The following is a 15,902-nucleotide window of genomic DNA, read 5'->3' as shown; positions in this document are numbered from 1 at the left end:
CCCGTCGCCGGTCGGACGACCGCCCGGCACCGGCAGCACGACGGCCCGCCCCCTCGCGTCGAGGGTGGCGGGCCGTCGTCGTCCGTCCCGGGCTGCACGGTGGCGCGGCCGGGGCACGGCTCAGCGCTGTGCGTCCAGCGCCGACCGTCGCTCAGTGGTGGTCGTACCCGGCGTCGATCGCGCGCTGACGCGACCGCTCGATCTCGGCCTCGGCCTCCGCGCGACCCGTCCAGTGCGCGCCCTCGACGGACTTGCCGGGCTCCAGGTCCTTGTAGACCTCGAAGAAGTGCTGGATCTCCAGGCGGTGGAAGTCGGAGACGTCGTCGATGTCCTGACGCCACGCGGCGCGCTGGTCGCCCGTCGGGACGCACAGGACCTTGTCGTCGCCGCCCGCCTCGTCGCGCATGCGGAACATGCCCAGCGCGCGGCAACGGATCAGGCACCCGGGGAACGTCGGCTCCTCGAGCAGGACGAGCGCGTCGAGCGGGTCGCCGTCCTCGCCGAGCGTGCCCTCGATGAAGCCGTAGTCGTCGGGGTACCGGGTCGAGGTGAAGAGCATGCGGTCGAGCCGGATGCGGCCGGTCGCGTGGTCCACCTCGTACTTGTTGCGCTGCCCCTTGGGGATCTCGATGGTGACGTCGAACTCCACAGCACTCCTTAGCACCACGTCCGCGCCCAGCCTCGATGGGGCCGGCGGACCCGGCGACTCGTCGGTCGTCGTGAACGGCGCGCCGGGGTGTCGGGGGCGCCCTTGTCTCGGACAGTAGTCTGACGCACCGGCGCGCGGGGGTCTCGCCCCGCCCCCGGCAGGAACAGGGTGATCATGGCCACAACAGGACGGGTCGTCGGCACCGCCGTGCTCGTCGTCGTGCTCGCGGGCGCGGCGTACGGGACCGCGGACGCCTACGACGTCGCGCCCGGCCTCGTCACGCTCGAGCCGTCGCCCGCGCCGGCCGCGCCGTTCCCGACCGCCCCCGGGGCCGTCGACCCCGGCGACCCCGCGGCCGTGCTCGGGCCGCTCGACGACCAGGCGCCGATGCCGGGCGCGACGACCGTGCAGGCCCTCGTCGACGGGCTGGTCGCCGACCCGCGGCTCGGACCGACCGTGGGCGTCGTCGTCGCGGACCAGCTCACGGGCGAGGTCCTCGCGTCGCACCTCGCGGACCAGGGTCGCACGCCCGCGTCGACCGCCAAGCTCGTCACCGCCGTCGCCGCGCTCGACGCGCTCGGTCCCGACGTCACGCTCCCGACGACGGTCGTGCAGAGCGGCGACCAGCTCGTGCTCGTCGGCGGCGGCGACATGATGCTCGCCGCCGGTGCGGGCGACCCGGACGCGACCGTCGGGCACGCCGGCCTCGCCGACCTGGCCGCGCAGGTCGCGCGCGCGCTCGCGCTCCAGGGACGCACGACCGTCCAGCTCGGGTTCGACGACTCCCTGTTCAGCGGCCCGGCGCTCAGCCCCACCTGGAACCCGGCCGACGTCGCCGCCGGGTTCGTCGCACCCGTGACGGCGCTCGGCGTCGACATCGCGAAGATGCGCGCGGGCGAGTACCCGCCGCGGTACCCCGACCCGTCGCTGCACGCGGCCCGCACGTTCGCGCAGCGGCTCGCCGACGTGGGCATCACCGTCACCGGCAGCCCGCAGCGGACCAGCGCCCCCGACGGTGCTCCCGTCGTCGGGGAGGTCCGGTCCGCGCCGCTCGGCGACGTCGTGCACTACTTCCTCGACACGTCCGACAACACGATCACCGAGGTCGTCTCGCGGCTCGTCGCGATCGACGCCGGGCTGCCCGCGAGCTTCGACGGCGGCGCGCAGGCGGTCCTGCACGCGGTCGCCGCGGGCGGCGTCGACACGACCGGCGCGCACCTGTCCGACGCGTCGGGCCTCGGCGCCGGGTCGGTCCTGTCGCCCGACCTCCTGCTCGCGCTGCTGCGCCGCTCGACCGACCCCGCGCACCCCGGGCTGCGCGAGGTCGCGACGGGCATGCCGATCGCGGGACTCACGGGGACGCTGTCCGACCGGTACACGACGTCGACCGCGCGCGGGCTCGCGCGCGCCAAGACCGGCAGCCTGCCCGGTGTCACCGCGCTCGCGGGCACCGTGCTCGACGCGGACCGGCGCCAGCTCGTCTTCGTGGTGCTCGCCGACCGGACGCCCGCGGGCGGGCAGTGGGCGCCGCGCGCGACGATCGACGCGTTCGTGACGAACCTGTCGGGCTGCGGCTGCGCCTGAGGCACGCGGGAGACCCGCGCCCGCTCCGGCGACGGCGGGGGCGTGCGGCGTCTACGGTGGCCCGATGGACGAGACCGCGCCCGTCGACTGGACCGCGGCCGCCCGCATCGCCGGCCGACTCTCCCGCCCCGGCCCGACGGCCACCCGGGACGAGCTGCTCGACCTCGTCGAGGGCCTGCGCGACGCCGCGCACCGCGCGGGCGGGTACGCGTCCGACATCACCGGCCTGACCGCCGTCGACGGCACCGCGCCCGACGCGGTCTCGCGCGTGCTGGTCGTGGACCGCGCGTCGTGGGCCCGCGCCAACGTCGAGATGTTCGCGCGCCTCGCCGAGCCGCTCGGGCGGCGGCCGGACGGCAGCCCGCTCGTGCCCCCGCCGGGCGCCCGGACCGCGGCCGCCGCGCAGGTCGGCGGGGTCCTCGCGCTGCTGTCCGGCAAGGTCCTCGGGCAGTTCGACCCGTTCACCGCGCCGCCCGGCGGCACGGGACGGCTGCTGCTCGTCGCGCCGAACGTGCTGCACCTGGAGCGGACGCTCGGCGTCGACCCCGCCGACTTCCGCCTCTGGGTCGCGCTCCACGAGCAGACGCACGCGCTCCAGTTCGCCGCCGCGCCGTGGCTCGCCGACCTGCTGCGCGCGCGGTCCGCCGAGCTCCTGGGCGACCTCGCCGCGTCCGCGCCCGGCGGCGACGACGGCCCCGGTGCGGCCGACCTGCTCGCGCGCGTGACGCGGGCCGTGCTCGGGCCCGACGGCGGCAGCGTCCTCGACGTCCTGTCCGACCGGCAGCGCGCGGTGTTCGAGGAGGTGGGCGCCGTCATGGCCCTCCTCGAGGGGCACGCCGACGTCGCGATGGACCAGGTCGGCCCGAAGGTGGTCCGGACCGTCCGCACGATCCGCCGCAAGTTCGAGGCGAAGCGCGACGAGGGCGCCCGCGCGCGCGGCTTCGAGCGCGTGCTGCGCCGCCTGCTCGGGCTCGACGAGAAGCTCGCGCAGTACCGCGACGGCGCCGCCTTCGTGCGGGCCGTGCAGGGGCACGTCGGCCGCGACGGGTTCAACGCCGTCTGGTCGGGCGCCGACACGCTGCCGCGCCCGGGCGAGATCGCGGACCCGGCGTCGTGGGTCCGCCGGGTGCACGGGTGACGCGACCCCGCACCGCCGAGACCGGCACCGTCGGCGCCCGGCCGGTGGCCCCGCCGTCGGGTCACCGGGGTGCCGGCGCCGCCGGGGCGCGGGCAGCGCGACGATGACGGGGCCGGACCGCCGTGTCGCGGCCGTCCGGAGCGCGGTGACCGCGGCCGTCGCCGACCTGCCGGACGGTGCCCTGGTCCTCGTCGCCTGCTCGGGCGGGCCGGACTCGCTCGCGCTCGCGGCCGCGACGGCGTTCGTCGCCGACCGGGCGCTCCGGCGCGGGCCGCGCGTCCTGCGGGCCGGGGCGGTCGTCGTCGACCACGGGCTGCAGCCCGGGTCCGCCGACGTCGCGGCGCGGACCGCGGACGCGTGCCGCGCGCTCGGGCTCGACCCCGTCGTCGTCGAGCGGGTGCGCGTCGACGGCCCGGGTGGCCCCGAGGCGGCGGCGCGCGACGCGCGGTACGCGGCGCTCGAGGCCGTCGCGGCGCGGTCGGGCGCGGCGGCCGTGCTGCTCGGGCACACGCTCGACGACCAGGCGGAGACGGTCCTGCTCCGGCTCGCGCGCGGGTCGGGTGCGCGCTCGCTCGCCGGGATGCCGCCCGTGCGCGGCGTGCTGCGGCGACCGCTGCTGGGCCTGCGCCGGTCCGACACCGTCGGCGTGTGCGCCGCGCTCGGGCTCGTGCCGTGGGAGGACCCCACCAACGCGGGGACCGCCGACGACGCGCCGCTGCGCAGCCGGGTCCGCGACCGCGTGCTGCCGCTCCTGGAGCGCGAGCTCGGGCCGGGCGTCGCGGGCGCCCTCGCGCGCACCGCCGACCAGCTCCGCGAGGACGCCGACGCGCTCGACGAGCTCGCCGCCACGCTGCTCACGGCGGCCTCCCGGACCGTGCCCGCACCTCGCCCCGACGCGGCTCCCCCGCACCCGGGAGCCTCCGCGACACCCGCCCCGGCCGACGACCGGGACCCGGGGGCGGCGGGGACGGGCGGGCTCGGTGGGCTCGACGTGGGCGTGCTGCTCGGGGCACCGGTGGCCGTGCGCCGACGCGCGCTGCGGGTCGCGGCGGTGCGCGCGGGCTGCCCGGCCGGGGCGCTCAACCGGGGTCACGTGCTCGCGGTCGACGCGCTCCTCACGGACTGGCACGGGCAGGGTCCGCTGCCGCTGCCCGGCGGGGTCGTCGCCGCACGGTCGTGTGGCAGGCTTCTCCTCGGGCCGGCCCTGCCGGTGCACGACGAGCGACAGGAGCGGTGACGGTGGAGCCAGTCGACATGGGCGCGGACCTCGAGCGGGTCCTCCTCACCGAGGAGCAGCTGCACGCGCGGCTCGACGAGATCGCCGCGCAGGTCGACGCCGACTACGCGGGCAAGGACCTGCTGCTCGTGGGCGTCCTCAAGGGTGCGGTCATGGTCATGGCCGACCTCGCCCGCCGCCTGCACTCGCCCGCGCAGATGGACTGGATGGCGGTGTCGTCGTACGGCTCGGGCACCAAGTCGTCGGGCGTCGTGCGGATCCTCAAGGACCTCGACACCGACCTGCACGGCCGGCACGTCCTCATCGTCGAGGACATCATCGACTCCGGCCTGACGCTGTCGTGGCTGCTGTCGAACCTGCGCTCGCGCGGCCCGGCGTCGGTCGAGATCGCGACGATGCTGCGCAAGCCCGAGGCCGCCAAGGTCGAGGTCGACGTGCGCTACGTCGGCTTCGACATCCCGAACGAGTTCGTCGTCGGGTACGGCCTGGACTACGCCGAGAAGTACCGCAACCTGCCGTTCGTCGGGACGCTCGCGCCGCACGTCTACGCGTGACCTGCACGGGGTCGCCCACGGCCCGGATGTGCCCTGGGCGAACACCGCGGGGTTGCCACAGGATCGCCGTGTAAGTTCGAAGGCCACCAGCCCTGCGAGCGGAGGATGAGGGGCCTGGCCCCGATCGCCCATGAACCTCAAGCGTCTTGCCCGCGGCCCGATCCTGTGGATCGTGCTCGCCGTCGTGCTCCTCTGGATCGGTGCGACCGCGCTCGCCACCCCGAAGGTCAGCCGGATCGACACCTCCGACGGCCTCGAGCTCCTGGCTGACGGCAAGGCGGAGTCCGCGAAGATCACCGAGGGGCAGCAGCGGGTCGACCTCACGCTGTCCGAGGACTTCGTCAAGGACGACGAGAACTTCGGCGAGCGCGTGCAGTTCTACTACGTCGTGCCGCAGGGCCCCGCGGTCGTGGACGCCGTCGCGTCGGCCGACCTGCCGGACGGCTACACGTCCGAGGTGCCGCAGACGTCGTGGTGGTCGAGCCTGCTCGGCATCGTCCTGCCGTTCGTCATCATCCTGGCGATCTTCTGGTTCCTCATGTCGAACATGCAGGGCGGCGGCTCGCGCGTCATGAGCTTCGGCAAGTCGCGCGCCAAGCTCGTGAGCAAGGAGTCGCCGCAGGTCACGTTCGCGGACGTCGCGGGTGTGGACGAGGCGCTCGAGGAGCTCCAGGAGATCAAGGAGTTCCTCTCCGAGCCCGCCAAGTTCCAGGCCGTCGGCGCCAAGATCCCGAAGGGCGTGCTGCTCTACGGCCCGCCCGGGACCGGCAAGACGCTGCTGGCGCGCGCGGTCGCGGGCGAGGCGGGCGTGCCGTTCTACTCGATCTCCGGCTCGGACTTCGTCGAGATGTTCGTCGGCGTCGGTGCCAGCCGCGTGCGTGACCTGTTCCAGCAGGCCAAGGAGAACTCGCCGGCGATCATCTTCGTCGACGAGATCGACGCGGTCGGCCGGCACCGTGGCGCGGGCCTCGGCGGCGGGCACGACGAGCGCGAGCAGACGCTCAACCAGATGCTCGTCGAGATGGACGGCTTCGACGTCAAGACGAACGTCATCCTCATCGCCGCGACCAACCGCCCCGACATCCTCGACCCGGCGCTCCTGCGCCCCGGCCGGTTCGACCGGCAGGTCTCGGTCGAGCCGCCGGACCTCAAGGGCCGCGAGAAGATCCTCCAGGTGCACGCGCAGGGCAAGCCGATGGCGCCGCACGTCGACCTGGTGACCGTCGCCCGCCGGACGCCCGGGTTCACGGGGGCCGACCTGGCGAACGTGCTCAACGAGGCCGCGCTCCTCACCGCGCGCAAGAACGCGCAGGTCATCGACGACCACGCGCTCGACGAGGCGATCGACCGCGTCATCGCGGGCCCGCAGAAGCGGACGCGCGTGATGAACGTCAAGGAGCAGAAGATCACCGCGTACCACGAGGGCGGCCACGCCCTCGTCGCGGCGGCGCTGCGCTACACGGACCCCGTCACGAAGGTGACGATCCTGCCGCGCGGCCGGGCCCTCGGCTACACGATGGTCATGCCGACCGAGGACAAGTACTCCACGACGCGCAACGAGCTGCTCGACCAGCTCGCGTACGCGATGGGCGGCCGCGTCGCCGAGGAGCTCGTCTTCCACGACCCGACGACGGGTGCGAGCAACGACATCGAGAAGGCCACCGCGACCGCGCGCCGCATGGTGACGCAGTTCGGCATGAGCAGCCGCCTCGGTGCGATCCGGCTCGGCCAGGAGTCGAACGAGGTGTTCCTGGGCCGCGACGTGGGCCACCAGCGCGACTACTCCGAGGACGTCGCGGGCGCGATCGACCTCGAGGTCCGCGCGCTCATCGAGCGCGCGCACGACGAGGCGTGGGAGATCCTCGTCGAGTACCGCGAGGTCCTCGACGACCTCGTCCTCGAGCTGCTCGACAAGGAGACGCTGAACGCCGAGCAGCTCGCCGAGATCTTCGCGCCCATCGTCAAGCGGCCGCCGCGCAGCGTGTGGCTGTCGAGCGACCAGCGCGCCGTCTCGTCGCAGGGGCCCGTGCTGACCGCGGCGGAGAAGGCCGCGCAGAACGGCCACGCCGTGATCCCCGAGGACGAGGCCGCGGTCGTCGGCGACGAGAACCCGGCGCGCAAGGTCGTCGAGCTCCCGCCCGAGCAGACCCCCGACACCCGGGGCTGGAGCCGGGACGGTGAGTGACGTGGTCGACGGCGTGCCGTCGACGATCGGGCCCGTGACCGGCGTCGGTCGTGCGGTCGGCGAGTACGACGAGAAGCGCGCCGAGGCCGCCGTCCGCGAGCTGCTGCTCGCCGTCGGCGAGGACCCGGACCGCGAGGGCCTGCTCGAGACGCCCGCCCGCGTCGCGCGTGCCTACCGCGAGATCTTCGCGGGCCTCTACCAGGACCCGACCGACGTCCTGACCACGACGTTCGACCTCGGCCACGAGGAGATGGTCATGGTCAAGGACATCGAGGTGTACTCGACCTGCGAGCACCACCTCGTGCCGTTCCACGGCGTCGCGCACGTCGGCTACATCCCCGGCGCGGACGGTCGCATCACGGGCCTGTCGAAGCTCGCGCGGCTGGTCGACGTGTACGCGCGCCGCCCGCAGGTGCAGGAGCGCCTGACGTCGCAGGTCGCCGACGCGCTCGTCGAGGTCCTGCAGCCGCGCGGCGTGCTCGTCGTCGTCGAGTGCGAGCACCTGTGCATGTCCATGCGCGGCGTCCGCAAGCCCGGGTCGCGCACCGTGACCTCGGCCGTGCGCGGGCAGATGCGCGACGTCGCGACCCGCGCCGAGGCGATGAGCCTGGTCCTCGGCCACTGACGGCCCTCGCGCACCGCCCCTAGGCTCGGCACCGTGACCCGCCCCGACGCCCCCGCGACGGCCGCCCTGCGTCCGCGCCCGGCTCCGCTGCCGACGCACCTGCACGACGCGGGCCGCACGCTCGTCATGGGCGTCGTCAACGTCACGCCCGACTCGTTCTCCGACGGCGGTCGCTGGTTCACGCCGGGCGCCGCGGTCGCGCACGGTCTGGAGCTGCTCGACCAGGGCGCCGACCTGCTCGACGTGGGCGGCGAGTCGACGCGGCCCGGCGCGCGCCGCGTGCCGGTCGAGGACGAGCTCGCGCGCGTGCTGCCCGTGGTCGAGGCGCTCGCCGGCCGGGGAGCCGCGGTGAGCGTCGACACGACGCGCGCGGTCGTCGCCCGGGCGGCCGTCGAGCGCGGCGCGGTGCTGGTCAACGACGTGTCCGGCGGCCTCGCGGACGACGACATGCCGGCGGTCGTCGCCGAGACGGGCGTCGCGTACGTCGCGATGCACTGGCGCGGGCACGCCGACGTCATGGACGACCTGGCCGAGTACGGGGACGTCGTCGCGGACGTGCGCGCCGAGCTCGCGCAGCGCGTCGCGACCCTCCGGGCGGCGGGCGTCGCGGACCACCAGGTCGTGCTCGACCCCGGGCTCGGCTTCGCGAAGCCGGGCGCGAGCAACTGGCCCCTGCTGGCCCGCCTGCCCGAGCTCGTCGCCGACGGGTTCCCGGTGCTCGTGGGCGCGAGCCGCAAACGGTTCCTCGGTCACCTGCTGGCCCGCCCGGACGGCACGCCGGCACCGCCGCTGGCGCGTGACGGCGCGACGGCCGCGGTCTCGGCGCTCGCCGCGGCGGCAGGTGCGTGGTGCGTGCGCGTGCACGAGGTGACAGGCTCGGCCGACGCGGTCCGGGTGGCGGCCGCGTGGCGGGCCGCGGGCGGCGGGGACGTGGCGGGCGCGCCGGGCGCCGCACGGCCCGACGAGGACGACGAGCTACCGGTCGACGAGGACGCGAGCATGAGGAGCAGCACGTGACGACGCACGAGGAGAACGGCGCGGCGTACGACGCGAGCGGGCGGCGGCTCGACCAGATCCGCCTGTCGGGGATCGCGGCGACCGGGTACCACGGCGTCTTCGACCACGAGCGGCGCGAGGGCCAGACGTTCGTCGCGGACGTCGTCGTGCACCTCGACACGCGGCGGGCCGCGGCGGGCGACGAGCTGGCGCACACGCTGGACTACGGCGCGCTCGCGCAGCAGGTCGCCGCGGTGCTGGCCGGTGAGCCGGTCGACCTCATCGAGACCGTCGCCGAGCGGATCGCGGCGACCGTCCTCGCCGCGGGCGCGGTGCAGGCCGTCGACGTGGCGGTGCACAAGCCGCAGGCGCCGATCCCGGTCCCGTTCGGGGACGTCGTCGTCGCGATCCGGCGCGACCGCACGAAGCTGCCCGCCGCCGAGCCGTACACGGGCCCGCTCCGCGAGGCCGCGCTCCCGCGCACGGGCGCCGCGGCGCTCGTCGCACCGCTGCCGGGCGACCCGCCCGGTCCGACCCCGACGTCGACCGAGCCGCGTGTCGCGGGTGCTGACGCGCCGACTCCCGCGCTCGGCACGCCGAGCCCTGCCGCGGGCCTGCCGGTGTCGGGCATGGCGGGCGGGGGTCTCGTGGCGCCCGGGTCGGCGCCGGGCGGCGCACCGCTGCCGACGCCCAGCGGGTTGCCCGCGGGAGGGTCGTCGACAGGTGCTCCGTCGGGCGCCTCGGCGGGCTACCCGGCACCCGGCACGGGTGCGCCCGTGCCGGCGGACGACGCGCCGACGACGGTCTTCGGTGCACCGCTCGCGCCACCGCCGCACGGACCCGGGGACGACGCGCCGACGACCGTCTTCGGCGCGCCGCCCCCGCCGCCCGGCCCGATCACGGGCGAGCCCGTCGAGGTCGGCGCCGGGCCCGACGCCACCGGACCGACGGGTTCCGCGGTCGAGGCGTGGGACCCGGGCGCGACGCAGGTCATGCCCGGGCCGGTGCCCGCGTACGACGACGAGCCCGACGCGTACGGCCGCCCGGACGAGGTCGTCACGGGCGAGATCGTCACGGACGTCCTCGACGACGCGCCGGCCGAGCCGGTCGACGTCGTCCTCGCGCTCGGCGCGAACCTCGGCTCGGCGCAGGAGACGTTGCGCGACGCGGTGTCCGACCTCGCGGGCACGCGGGGGATCGAGGTCACCGACGTGTCGCCGCTCGCGCGGACGGCTGCCGTGGGCCCGGAGCAGCCGGACTACCTCAACGCGGTGGTGCTGGCGCGCACGACGTTGTCGCCGCGCGACCTGCTGCGCGCGACGCAGGCGATCGAGCACGCGCACGGGCGCGAGCGCGCCGAACGGTGGGGTCCGCGGACGCTCGACGTCGACATCGTCGTGTACGGCTCGGTCCTCGCGGTCACGGACGACCTCGAGCTGCCGCACCCGCGCGCGCACGAGCGCGCGTTCGTCCTCGAGCCGTGGTCGCAGGTCGACCCGGAGGCGGTGCTCCCCGGCCTGGGCGGCGGCCCGGTCGCGCAGCTCGCGGCGACGGCCCCCGACCGTGGCGGCGTCCGGTGGCTCGCGCTCGACTGGCTGACCGCGCCCGTGCCGGGCACGAGCGGTGTCCCGGTCGTGGAGGCCGACGCGCCGTCCGGCCCGGTGCCGACGCGCGAGACCGTCTTCGGCGCCCCGCACGACGGCCCCCGGGCACCGTCGTCGTGATGCAGGCGACCCGCTGGACCACGCTCCTCGCTCTCGCGGCCGGCGTCGCCGCCGTCACGTGGATCGCGCTCGACGCGCTGTCGGACCGCGGCACGTCCACGCCGTCGGTGCCCTGGCTGGTCGCGGCCGTCGAGGTCGTGATCGCAGGCGTCGTGCTCAGCATGGGCTGGGCGGTCCGGCAGTTCCTGCGCGGCAAGCGGCCCGGGCTGGACCCGATCCGCGCGGCCCGCACGGCGGTGCTCGCGAAGGCGTCCTGCTACACGGGTGCGCTGCTCGCGGGCTGGTACGGCGGCCAGGCGCTGTCGCTCGTCACGGACCTGAGCGTCCCGGGCAACGGCGGTCGGGCCGCGGCCGCGGCGGTCGCGACGGGCGGTGCGGTGGTGCTCGCCGTCGTGGGCCTCGTCGTCGAGCGGTTCTGCCGCGTCCCCCCGCCCGAGGAGGGCGCCGTGCGGCGCGAGGAGGCGGCGCCCGACCCGTCGACCTGACGGGACGTCCGCCGCTCCGTGACCAGCGCGGTCGGTGGGAGGATGGGGGCATGACCGACGTCACGCAGCCGGCCTCGGCCGACCTCTTCGACCCGCTCGGCGTCGACTGGACGCCCGTGTCGCCGCGGCTCGCGTCGGCCCGGCTCACCGTGACCGCGATCGTGCTGGGACCGCTGCTGCTGCTCGGCGTCGCGCTCGCGGCCCTGACGCAGGTGGCGTGGCTGTGGTCGCTGCCGGCGCTGGTGCTCGCGCTGGGCGTGTGGATCGCGCTGCTCGTGCCGCGGCAGGTGCGCGCGATGCGGTACGCCGAGCGCGCCGACGACCTGCTGGTGCGCCGCGGGATCATGTTCCGGCAGCTCGTCGTCGTCCCGTACGGCCGCATGCAGTACGTCGACGTGACGGCCGGCCCGCTCGCGCGGAAGTTCGGCATCGCGTCCGTGCAGCTGCACACGGCGTCGCCCGCGACGACGGCGTCCATCGAGGGCCTGCCGCCGCAGGAGGCCGCACGGCTGCGCGACCGGCTGGCGTCCCGCGGCGAGGCGCGGCTGGCGGGGCTGTGAGCGGCACGACCGCCCCGCCGGAGGTCGAGTGGCGGCGGATGCACCCGGTCACCCCGGCGCTCAAGGGGTGGAAGATCGTCGTCGCCGTGCTGGTCGTCGTCGGTTACCAGGCGGCCGACGACGTGCGACGGCTGCTGGAGCTCGTCGAGGGCTACCGCTGGCTGGTCGTGCTGGGCGGGCTCGCCGCCGTGGCGGTCGTCGGGTTCGCGTACTCGGCCCTCGCGTGGCGGATGACCCGGTTCGCGGTGACGGACGACGCCGTGCACCTCAACACCGGCATCCTGTTCCGCCAGCAGCGCCAGGCGCGTCTCGACCGGCTGCAGGCCGTGGACGTGGTGCAGCCGCTGCTCGCGCGGCTGGTCGGGCTGGCCGAGCTCAAGCTCGAGGTCGCGGGCGGGTCCGGGTCGGGCGTGAGCCTGGCGTTCCTGCGGGAGTCGGACGCGCTCGCGCTGCGCGCGGAGCTGCTGGCGCTCGCCGCCGGCCTGCAGCGCCCGGGCACGGTGCCGGCGCCGGCGGGGCCGACCGGCGTCGGGGTGGACGGACCGTCCGACCGGGTCGTCGACGGTGCCGACGTCGCTGCCGGCGCCGAGGGCGCGGTCGTGGCCACGGGCCCCCGGACGGTCGTCGCCTTCGAGGCCGCGCCCGAGCACCAGGTGTACGAGGTGCCGATGAGCCGGCTGGTCGTCGCGACGCTGCGCTCGGGTGCCACGGTCGCCCTGGTCCTCGCGGTGCTCGTCGCCGTCGCCGCGGGTGTCCTCAGCCGGACGTTCGCGACCGTGTTCTTCCTGCTGCCGATGTTCTTCGGCCTCGTCTCGTACGTCTGGTCGCGCATCAACCAGGGCGCGAGCTTCCGGGCGGCGACGTCCCCCGACGGCATCCGCCTGCGGCACGGGCTCACGGAGGCGCGTGCGCAGACCGTCCCGCCGGGCCGCGTGCAGGCGATCCGGATCAGCCAGGGGCTGTGGTGGCGCAAGCCCGACTGGTGGCGCGTCGAGATGAACGTCGCCGGGTACTCGCCGTCGGGCGAGCAGCAGCGCGACACCGTGCTGCACCCGGTGTCGACGCGCGACGAGGTCCGCACCGCGCTATGGCTGGTCCTGCACGACCTCGGCGTCGACGACCCGATCGGTGTCGTGGACGCGGCGCTGACGGGCACCGACGAGTCGCACGGGTTCGCCGTCGCGCCGCGCCGCGCGCGGTGGGTGGACCCGCTGGGCTGGCGTCGGCACGGCGTGCTCGTCACGCGGCGGGCGCTGGTGATCCGGCGGGGGCGCTGGTGGCGGCAGGTCGACGTCGTGCCGCACGAGCGGACGCAGTCGCTGGGCCTCCAGCAGGGTCCGCTGCAGCGGCGGCTCGGGCTGGCGTCGTTCGTCGTGCACTCGACGCCGGGTCCCGTGTCGCCGGACATCGCGCACCTCGACGCGGGGGTCGCGGTCGCGCTGCTCGACGAGCAGGCCGAGCGTGCCCGCACCGCGCGCGCGAGCGAGGGCCCCGAGCAGTGGATGCGGAAGGTCGCCGCGCCGGTCGTGGTCCCGGGCCAGGTGGGCGTGGCCGAGCCGGAGGCGGGCGCGGCGCGGGTCGAGCCCGGGGCGGGCGCGTGACGCGTCCGGGTCGGCTGGGTGTCGGCGTGGTCGGCACGGGCCGCGTCGGGGCCGTCCTGGGCAACGCGCTGCGCGGGGCCGGGCACCCGGTCGTCGCGGCGTCGGGGATCTCGGAGGCGTCGCGCGAGCGCGCGGAGACGCTGCTGCCGGGGGTCCCGCTCGTCGAGGTCCCGGAGGTCGTGCGCCGCGCGGAGCTCGTGCTGCTCACGGTCCCGGACGACGCGCTCGCGGACCTCGTGGGCGGACTGGGCGACCTGGGTGCGTGGCAGCCGGGGCAGATCGTCGTGCACACGTCGGGCCGGTTCGGGACCGACGTGCTCGGTCCGGCGCGGGCCGTCGGCGCGATCCCGCTCGCGATCCACCCGGCGATGACGTTCACGGGCACGTCGCTCGACCTGTCCCGGCTGGCCGGCTGCCCGTTCGCGGTGACCGGACCGAACGCGGTGCTGCCGATCGGCCAGGCGCTCGTCGTGGAGATCGGCGGTGAGCCGGTGGTCGTGGACGAGGCGGCCCGCGGGCTGTACCACGCGGCCCTCGCGCACGGTGCGAACCACCTGGTCGTGCTCGTCGCGCAGGCCGCGCAGGCGCTCGCGGCCGCGGGTGTGGCCGACCCCGGTCGGATGCTCGGCCCGCTGCTGGAGGCGGCGCTCGACGGCGCGCTGCGCGCGGAGTCACCGTCGGACCCGGGCGGCGACCGCGGCTCAGGAGCGATCACCGCGCTCACGGGACCGGTCCGCCGGGGTGACGACGGCACGGTCCGCGAGCACGTCGCCGTCCTCGGCGCGCTCGGCGCGAGCACCGGGGCGGTCGACGTCCTGGCGGGCTACCGCGCGCTCGCCCGGGCGGCGACGCAACGCTCGCTCGCCGCGGGACTGGTCCCCGAGGCGGCCGCGACGCGCGTGCTCGACGCGCTGGGCCCCGACGTGACGTCCGCCACCCCGGCCGCAGCACCGGGCATGACCGGGGATGCTGGATGGTTGGAGCAGGAGGGACGGCCTGCCGACGACCCGTCGGGCGGGTCCGACGACGGGCCGACCGGCCCGGACCGCCCGCAGGAGGACGAGCGATGACAACGACGAGGCCGGTGCTCGCGCGCACGCGCGACGAGCTCGCGTCGGCCCTCGCGGACCAGGACGCGCAGGCGCGCGGCACGAAGCCGTACCGCCGCGCGGTCGTCATGACGATGGGCGCGCTGCACGCCGGCCACCTGTCGCTGGTCGCGCACGCGCGCGAGCTCGCCGACGTGGTGGTCACGACGATCTTCGTCAACCCGTTGCAGTTCGGCCCCACCGAGGACCTGTCCCGGTACCCGCGCGACCTCGACGGCGACCTGGCGCTGCTCACCGGCCCGGGGCTCCTGGGCGAGGGGGACGTGGTGTTCGCGCCCGACGTCGCCGTGATGTACCCGGACGGCGACCCGACGGTCCGCGTGAGCGCGGGGCCGATCGGCGACGTGCTCGAAGGAGCGGCGCGGCCGGGCCACCTGGACGGCGTCCTGACCGTGGTGCTCAAGCTGCTGCACCTCACGCGGCCCGACGTCGCGCTGTTCGGCGAGAAGGACGCGCAGCAGCTCGCGGCGGTCCGGGCGATGGTGCGCAGCCTCGACGTGCCGACCGAGGTCGTGGGCGCGCCGCTCGTGCGCGACGTCGACGGCCTCGCGCTGTCGAGCCGCAACGCCTACCTGTCGCCCGCCGAGCGGCAGCGGGCGCTCGGTCTGTCCCGCGCGCTGCGCGCGGGCGCGGAGTGGGCGCGCGCCGGGGCCGCGGCGCAGGACGTGGTCGACGCGGCGCGCTCGGCGCTCGCGACGGCGGGGATCGCGGACGACGACGTCGACTACGTCGCGCTCGTCGACCCGGACGACTTCACGCCCGTCGTGGACACGACCGCCGGCGTCGCGCTGCTGCTGCTCGCGGTGCGCGTCGGCACGACGCGGCTCATCGACAACACGGCGGTGACGCTCGGGGCGTCCCGCCGGCCCGACGGCGCGCTCGCGCCCGGGGCGGACGCGCAGGAAGGAGCCCGCGCATGACGACGCTGCAGCGGACCATGATGACCGGCAAGATCCACCGCGCGACGGTGACGCAGGCGGACCTGCACTACGTCGGCTCGATCACGGTGGACGCGGACCTGCTCGCGGCGGCGGACCTGCTGCCCGGCCAGCAGGTCGACGTGGTCGACGTGACGAACGGGTCCCGGCTCACGACGTACGCGATCGCGGGCGAGGCGGGCTCGGGCCAGGTGTGCATCAACGGGGCCGCGGCGCACCTGGTGCACCCGGGCGACATCGTCATCCTCATCGCGTACGGCGTGATGTCGGACGCCGAGGCGCGCACGTACCAGCCGCACGTCGTGCTGGTCGACGCGGAGAACCGGATCGTCGAGCTCGGCGAGGACCCCGGCCGGGTCCCGGACGAGTGGACGGAGCAGGCGGGCCTGGTGTCGAGCGGCGTGCCGTTCGCGGTGGGCCGCGACCTGGTCGAGCACCCGCACCCCTTCCCGCAGGTCGGCACCGACCGGTGACGTCGGTCGCGGACCGGGCCGCCGACGGCCCATCGACGCCGACC

General features: G+C 76.0%; 15 protein-coding genes. 14 read left to right on the top strand and 1 reads right to left on the bottom strand.

What is annotated here, in order from left to right; genetic code table 11:
- Positions 1–151 precede the first annotated feature (151 nt).
- The gene (locus OOT42_RS17430) at positions 152–649 is read right to left on the bottom strand and encodes an inorganic diphosphatase (protein WP_162353993.1); all 498 of its coding nucleotides are present in this window, start codon (positions 647–649) and stop codon (positions 152–154) included.
- A 174-nt stretch (positions 650–823) separates the two neighbouring features.
- Between OOT42_RS17430 and dacB the strand changes: the two genes are divergently transcribed.
- From dacB to panD, 14 genes are all read left to right on the top strand, one after another.
- Positions 824–2,233 (top strand): D-alanyl-D-alanine carboxypeptidase/D-alanyl-D-alanine endopeptidase, encoded by a 1,410-nt coding sequence (gene dacB / locus OOT42_RS17425; protein WP_273652411.1) that lies wholly within the window; start codon positions 824–826, stop codon positions 2,231–2,233.
- 64 nt (positions 2,234–2,297) lie between these two features.
- On the top strand, positions 2,298–3,371 hold the full coding sequence (locus OOT42_RS17420; protein WP_273652410.1) for a zinc-dependent metalloprotease: 1,074 nt from the start codon (positions 2,298–2,300) through the stop codon (positions 3,369–3,371).
- Positions 3,372–3,474: 103 nt separating this feature from the next.
- The gene (gene tilS / locus OOT42_RS17415) at positions 3,475–4,608 is read left to right on the top strand and encodes a tRNA lysidine(34) synthetase TilS (RefSeq protein ID WP_273652409.1); all 1,134 of its coding nucleotides are present in this window, start codon (positions 3,475–3,477) and stop codon (positions 4,606–4,608) included.
- A gap of 2 nt (positions 4,609–4,610) precedes the next feature.
- Positions 4,611–5,162, top strand: a complete 552-nt coding sequence (gene hpt, locus OOT42_RS17410) for a hypoxanthine phosphoribosyltransferase (RefSeq protein ID WP_273652408.1) — start codon at positions 4,611–4,613, stop codon at positions 5,160–5,162.
- 130 nt (positions 5,163–5,292) lie between these two features.
- Positions 5,293–7,347, top strand: a complete 2,055-nt coding sequence (gene ftsH, locus OOT42_RS17405) for an ATP-dependent zinc metalloprotease FtsH (protein WP_273652407.1) — start codon at positions 5,293–5,295, stop codon at positions 7,345–7,347.
- Between the two features lie 25 nt (positions 7,348–7,372).
- Positions 7,373–7,972 (top strand): GTP cyclohydrolase I FolE, encoded by a 600-nt coding sequence (gene folE / locus OOT42_RS17400; RefSeq protein WP_273654878.1) that lies wholly within the window; start codon positions 7,373–7,375, stop codon positions 7,970–7,972.
- 33 nt (positions 7,973–8,005) lie between these two features.
- Positions 8,006–8,989, top strand: coding sequence for a dihydropteroate synthase (gene folP, locus OOT42_RS17395; protein ID WP_423775926.1), 984 nt, complete (start codon positions 8,006–8,008; stop codon positions 8,987–8,989).
- A complete protein-coding gene (folK, locus tag OOT42_RS17390; protein ID WP_273652406.1) occupies positions 8,986–10,692 on the top strand; it encodes a 2-amino-4-hydroxy-6-hydroxymethyldihydropteridine diphosphokinase in 1,707 nt (568 codons plus the stop codon). The genes folP and folK overlap by 4 nt, the downstream gene beginning before the upstream one ends.
- Positions 10,692–11,177, top strand: coding sequence for a DUF3180 domain-containing protein (locus OOT42_RS17385; protein ID WP_273652405.1), 486 nt, complete (start codon positions 10,692–10,694; stop codon positions 11,175–11,177). Before folK ends, OOT42_RS17385 begins: the two co-directional genes overlap by 1 nt.
- Before the next feature lie 50 nt (positions 11,178–11,227).
- Positions 11,228–11,737: a PH domain-containing protein gene (locus OOT42_RS17380; protein WP_273652404.1), complete on the top strand. Its 510-nt coding sequence runs from the start codon at positions 11,228–11,230 to the stop codon at positions 11,735–11,737.
- Positions 11,734–13,338: a PH domain-containing protein gene (locus tag OOT42_RS17375; RefSeq protein WP_273652403.1), complete on the top strand. Its 1,605-nt coding sequence runs from the start codon at positions 11,734–11,736 to the stop codon at positions 13,336–13,338. The genes OOT42_RS17380 and OOT42_RS17375 overlap by 4 nt, the downstream gene beginning before the upstream one ends.
- Complete coding sequence (locus OOT42_RS17370) at positions 13,335–14,408, top strand: Rossmann-like and DUF2520 domain-containing protein (RefSeq protein ID WP_273652402.1); 1,074 nt, start codon at positions 13,335–13,337, stop codon at positions 14,406–14,408. The genes OOT42_RS17375 and OOT42_RS17370 overlap by 4 nt, the downstream gene beginning before the upstream one ends.
- Positions 14,405–15,367, top strand: a complete 963-nt coding sequence (panC, locus tag OOT42_RS17365; protein WP_273652401.1) for a pantoate--beta-alanine ligase — start codon at positions 14,405–14,407, stop codon at positions 15,365–15,367. The genes OOT42_RS17370 and panC overlap by 4 nt, the downstream gene beginning before the upstream one ends.
- Positions 15,364–15,858: an aspartate 1-decarboxylase gene (panD, locus tag OOT42_RS17360; protein ID WP_273652400.1), complete on the top strand. Its 495-nt coding sequence runs from the start codon at positions 15,364–15,366 to the stop codon at positions 15,856–15,858. Before panC ends, panD begins: the two co-directional genes overlap by 4 nt.
- Positions 15,859–15,902: the final 44 nt, after the last annotated feature.

Source organism: Cellulomonas fimi, assembly GCF_028583725.1.
GTDB lineage: Bacteria > Actinomycetota > Actinomycetes > Actinomycetales > Cellulomonadaceae > Cellulomonas > Cellulomonas fimi_B.
This window is presented reverse-complemented; position numbering and strand designations above follow the sequence as displayed.

Coding starts and splice junctions, on each gene's coding strand:
- dacB (WP_273652411.1), top strand. CDS start 824: ATGGCCACAACAGGACGGGTCGTCGGCACCGCCGTGCTCGTCGTCGTG.
- OOT42_RS17420 (WP_273652410.1), top strand. CDS start 2,298: ATGGACGAGACCGCGCCCGTCGACTGGACCGCGGCCGCCCGCATCGCC.
- tilS (WP_273652409.1), top strand. CDS start 3,475: ATGACGGGGCCGGACCGCCGTGTCGCGGCCGTCCGGAGCGCGGTGACC.
- ftsH (WP_273652407.1), top strand. CDS start 5,293: ATGAACCTCAAGCGTCTTGCCCGCGGCCCGATCCTGTGGATCGTGCTC.
- OOT42_RS17385 (WP_273652405.1), top strand. CDS start 10,692: ATGCAGGCGACCCGCTGGACCACGCTCCTCGCTCTCGCGGCCGGCGTC.
- OOT42_RS17380 (WP_273652404.1), top strand. CDS start 11,228: ATGACCGACGTCACGCAGCCGGCCTCGGCCGACCTCTTCGACCCGCTC.
- panC (WP_273652401.1), top strand. CDS start 14,405: ATGACAACGACGAGGCCGGTGCTCGCGCGCACGCGCGACGAGCTCGCG.
- panD (WP_273652400.1), top strand. CDS start 15,364: ATGACGACGCTGCAGCGGACCATGATGACCGGCAAGATCCACCGCGCG.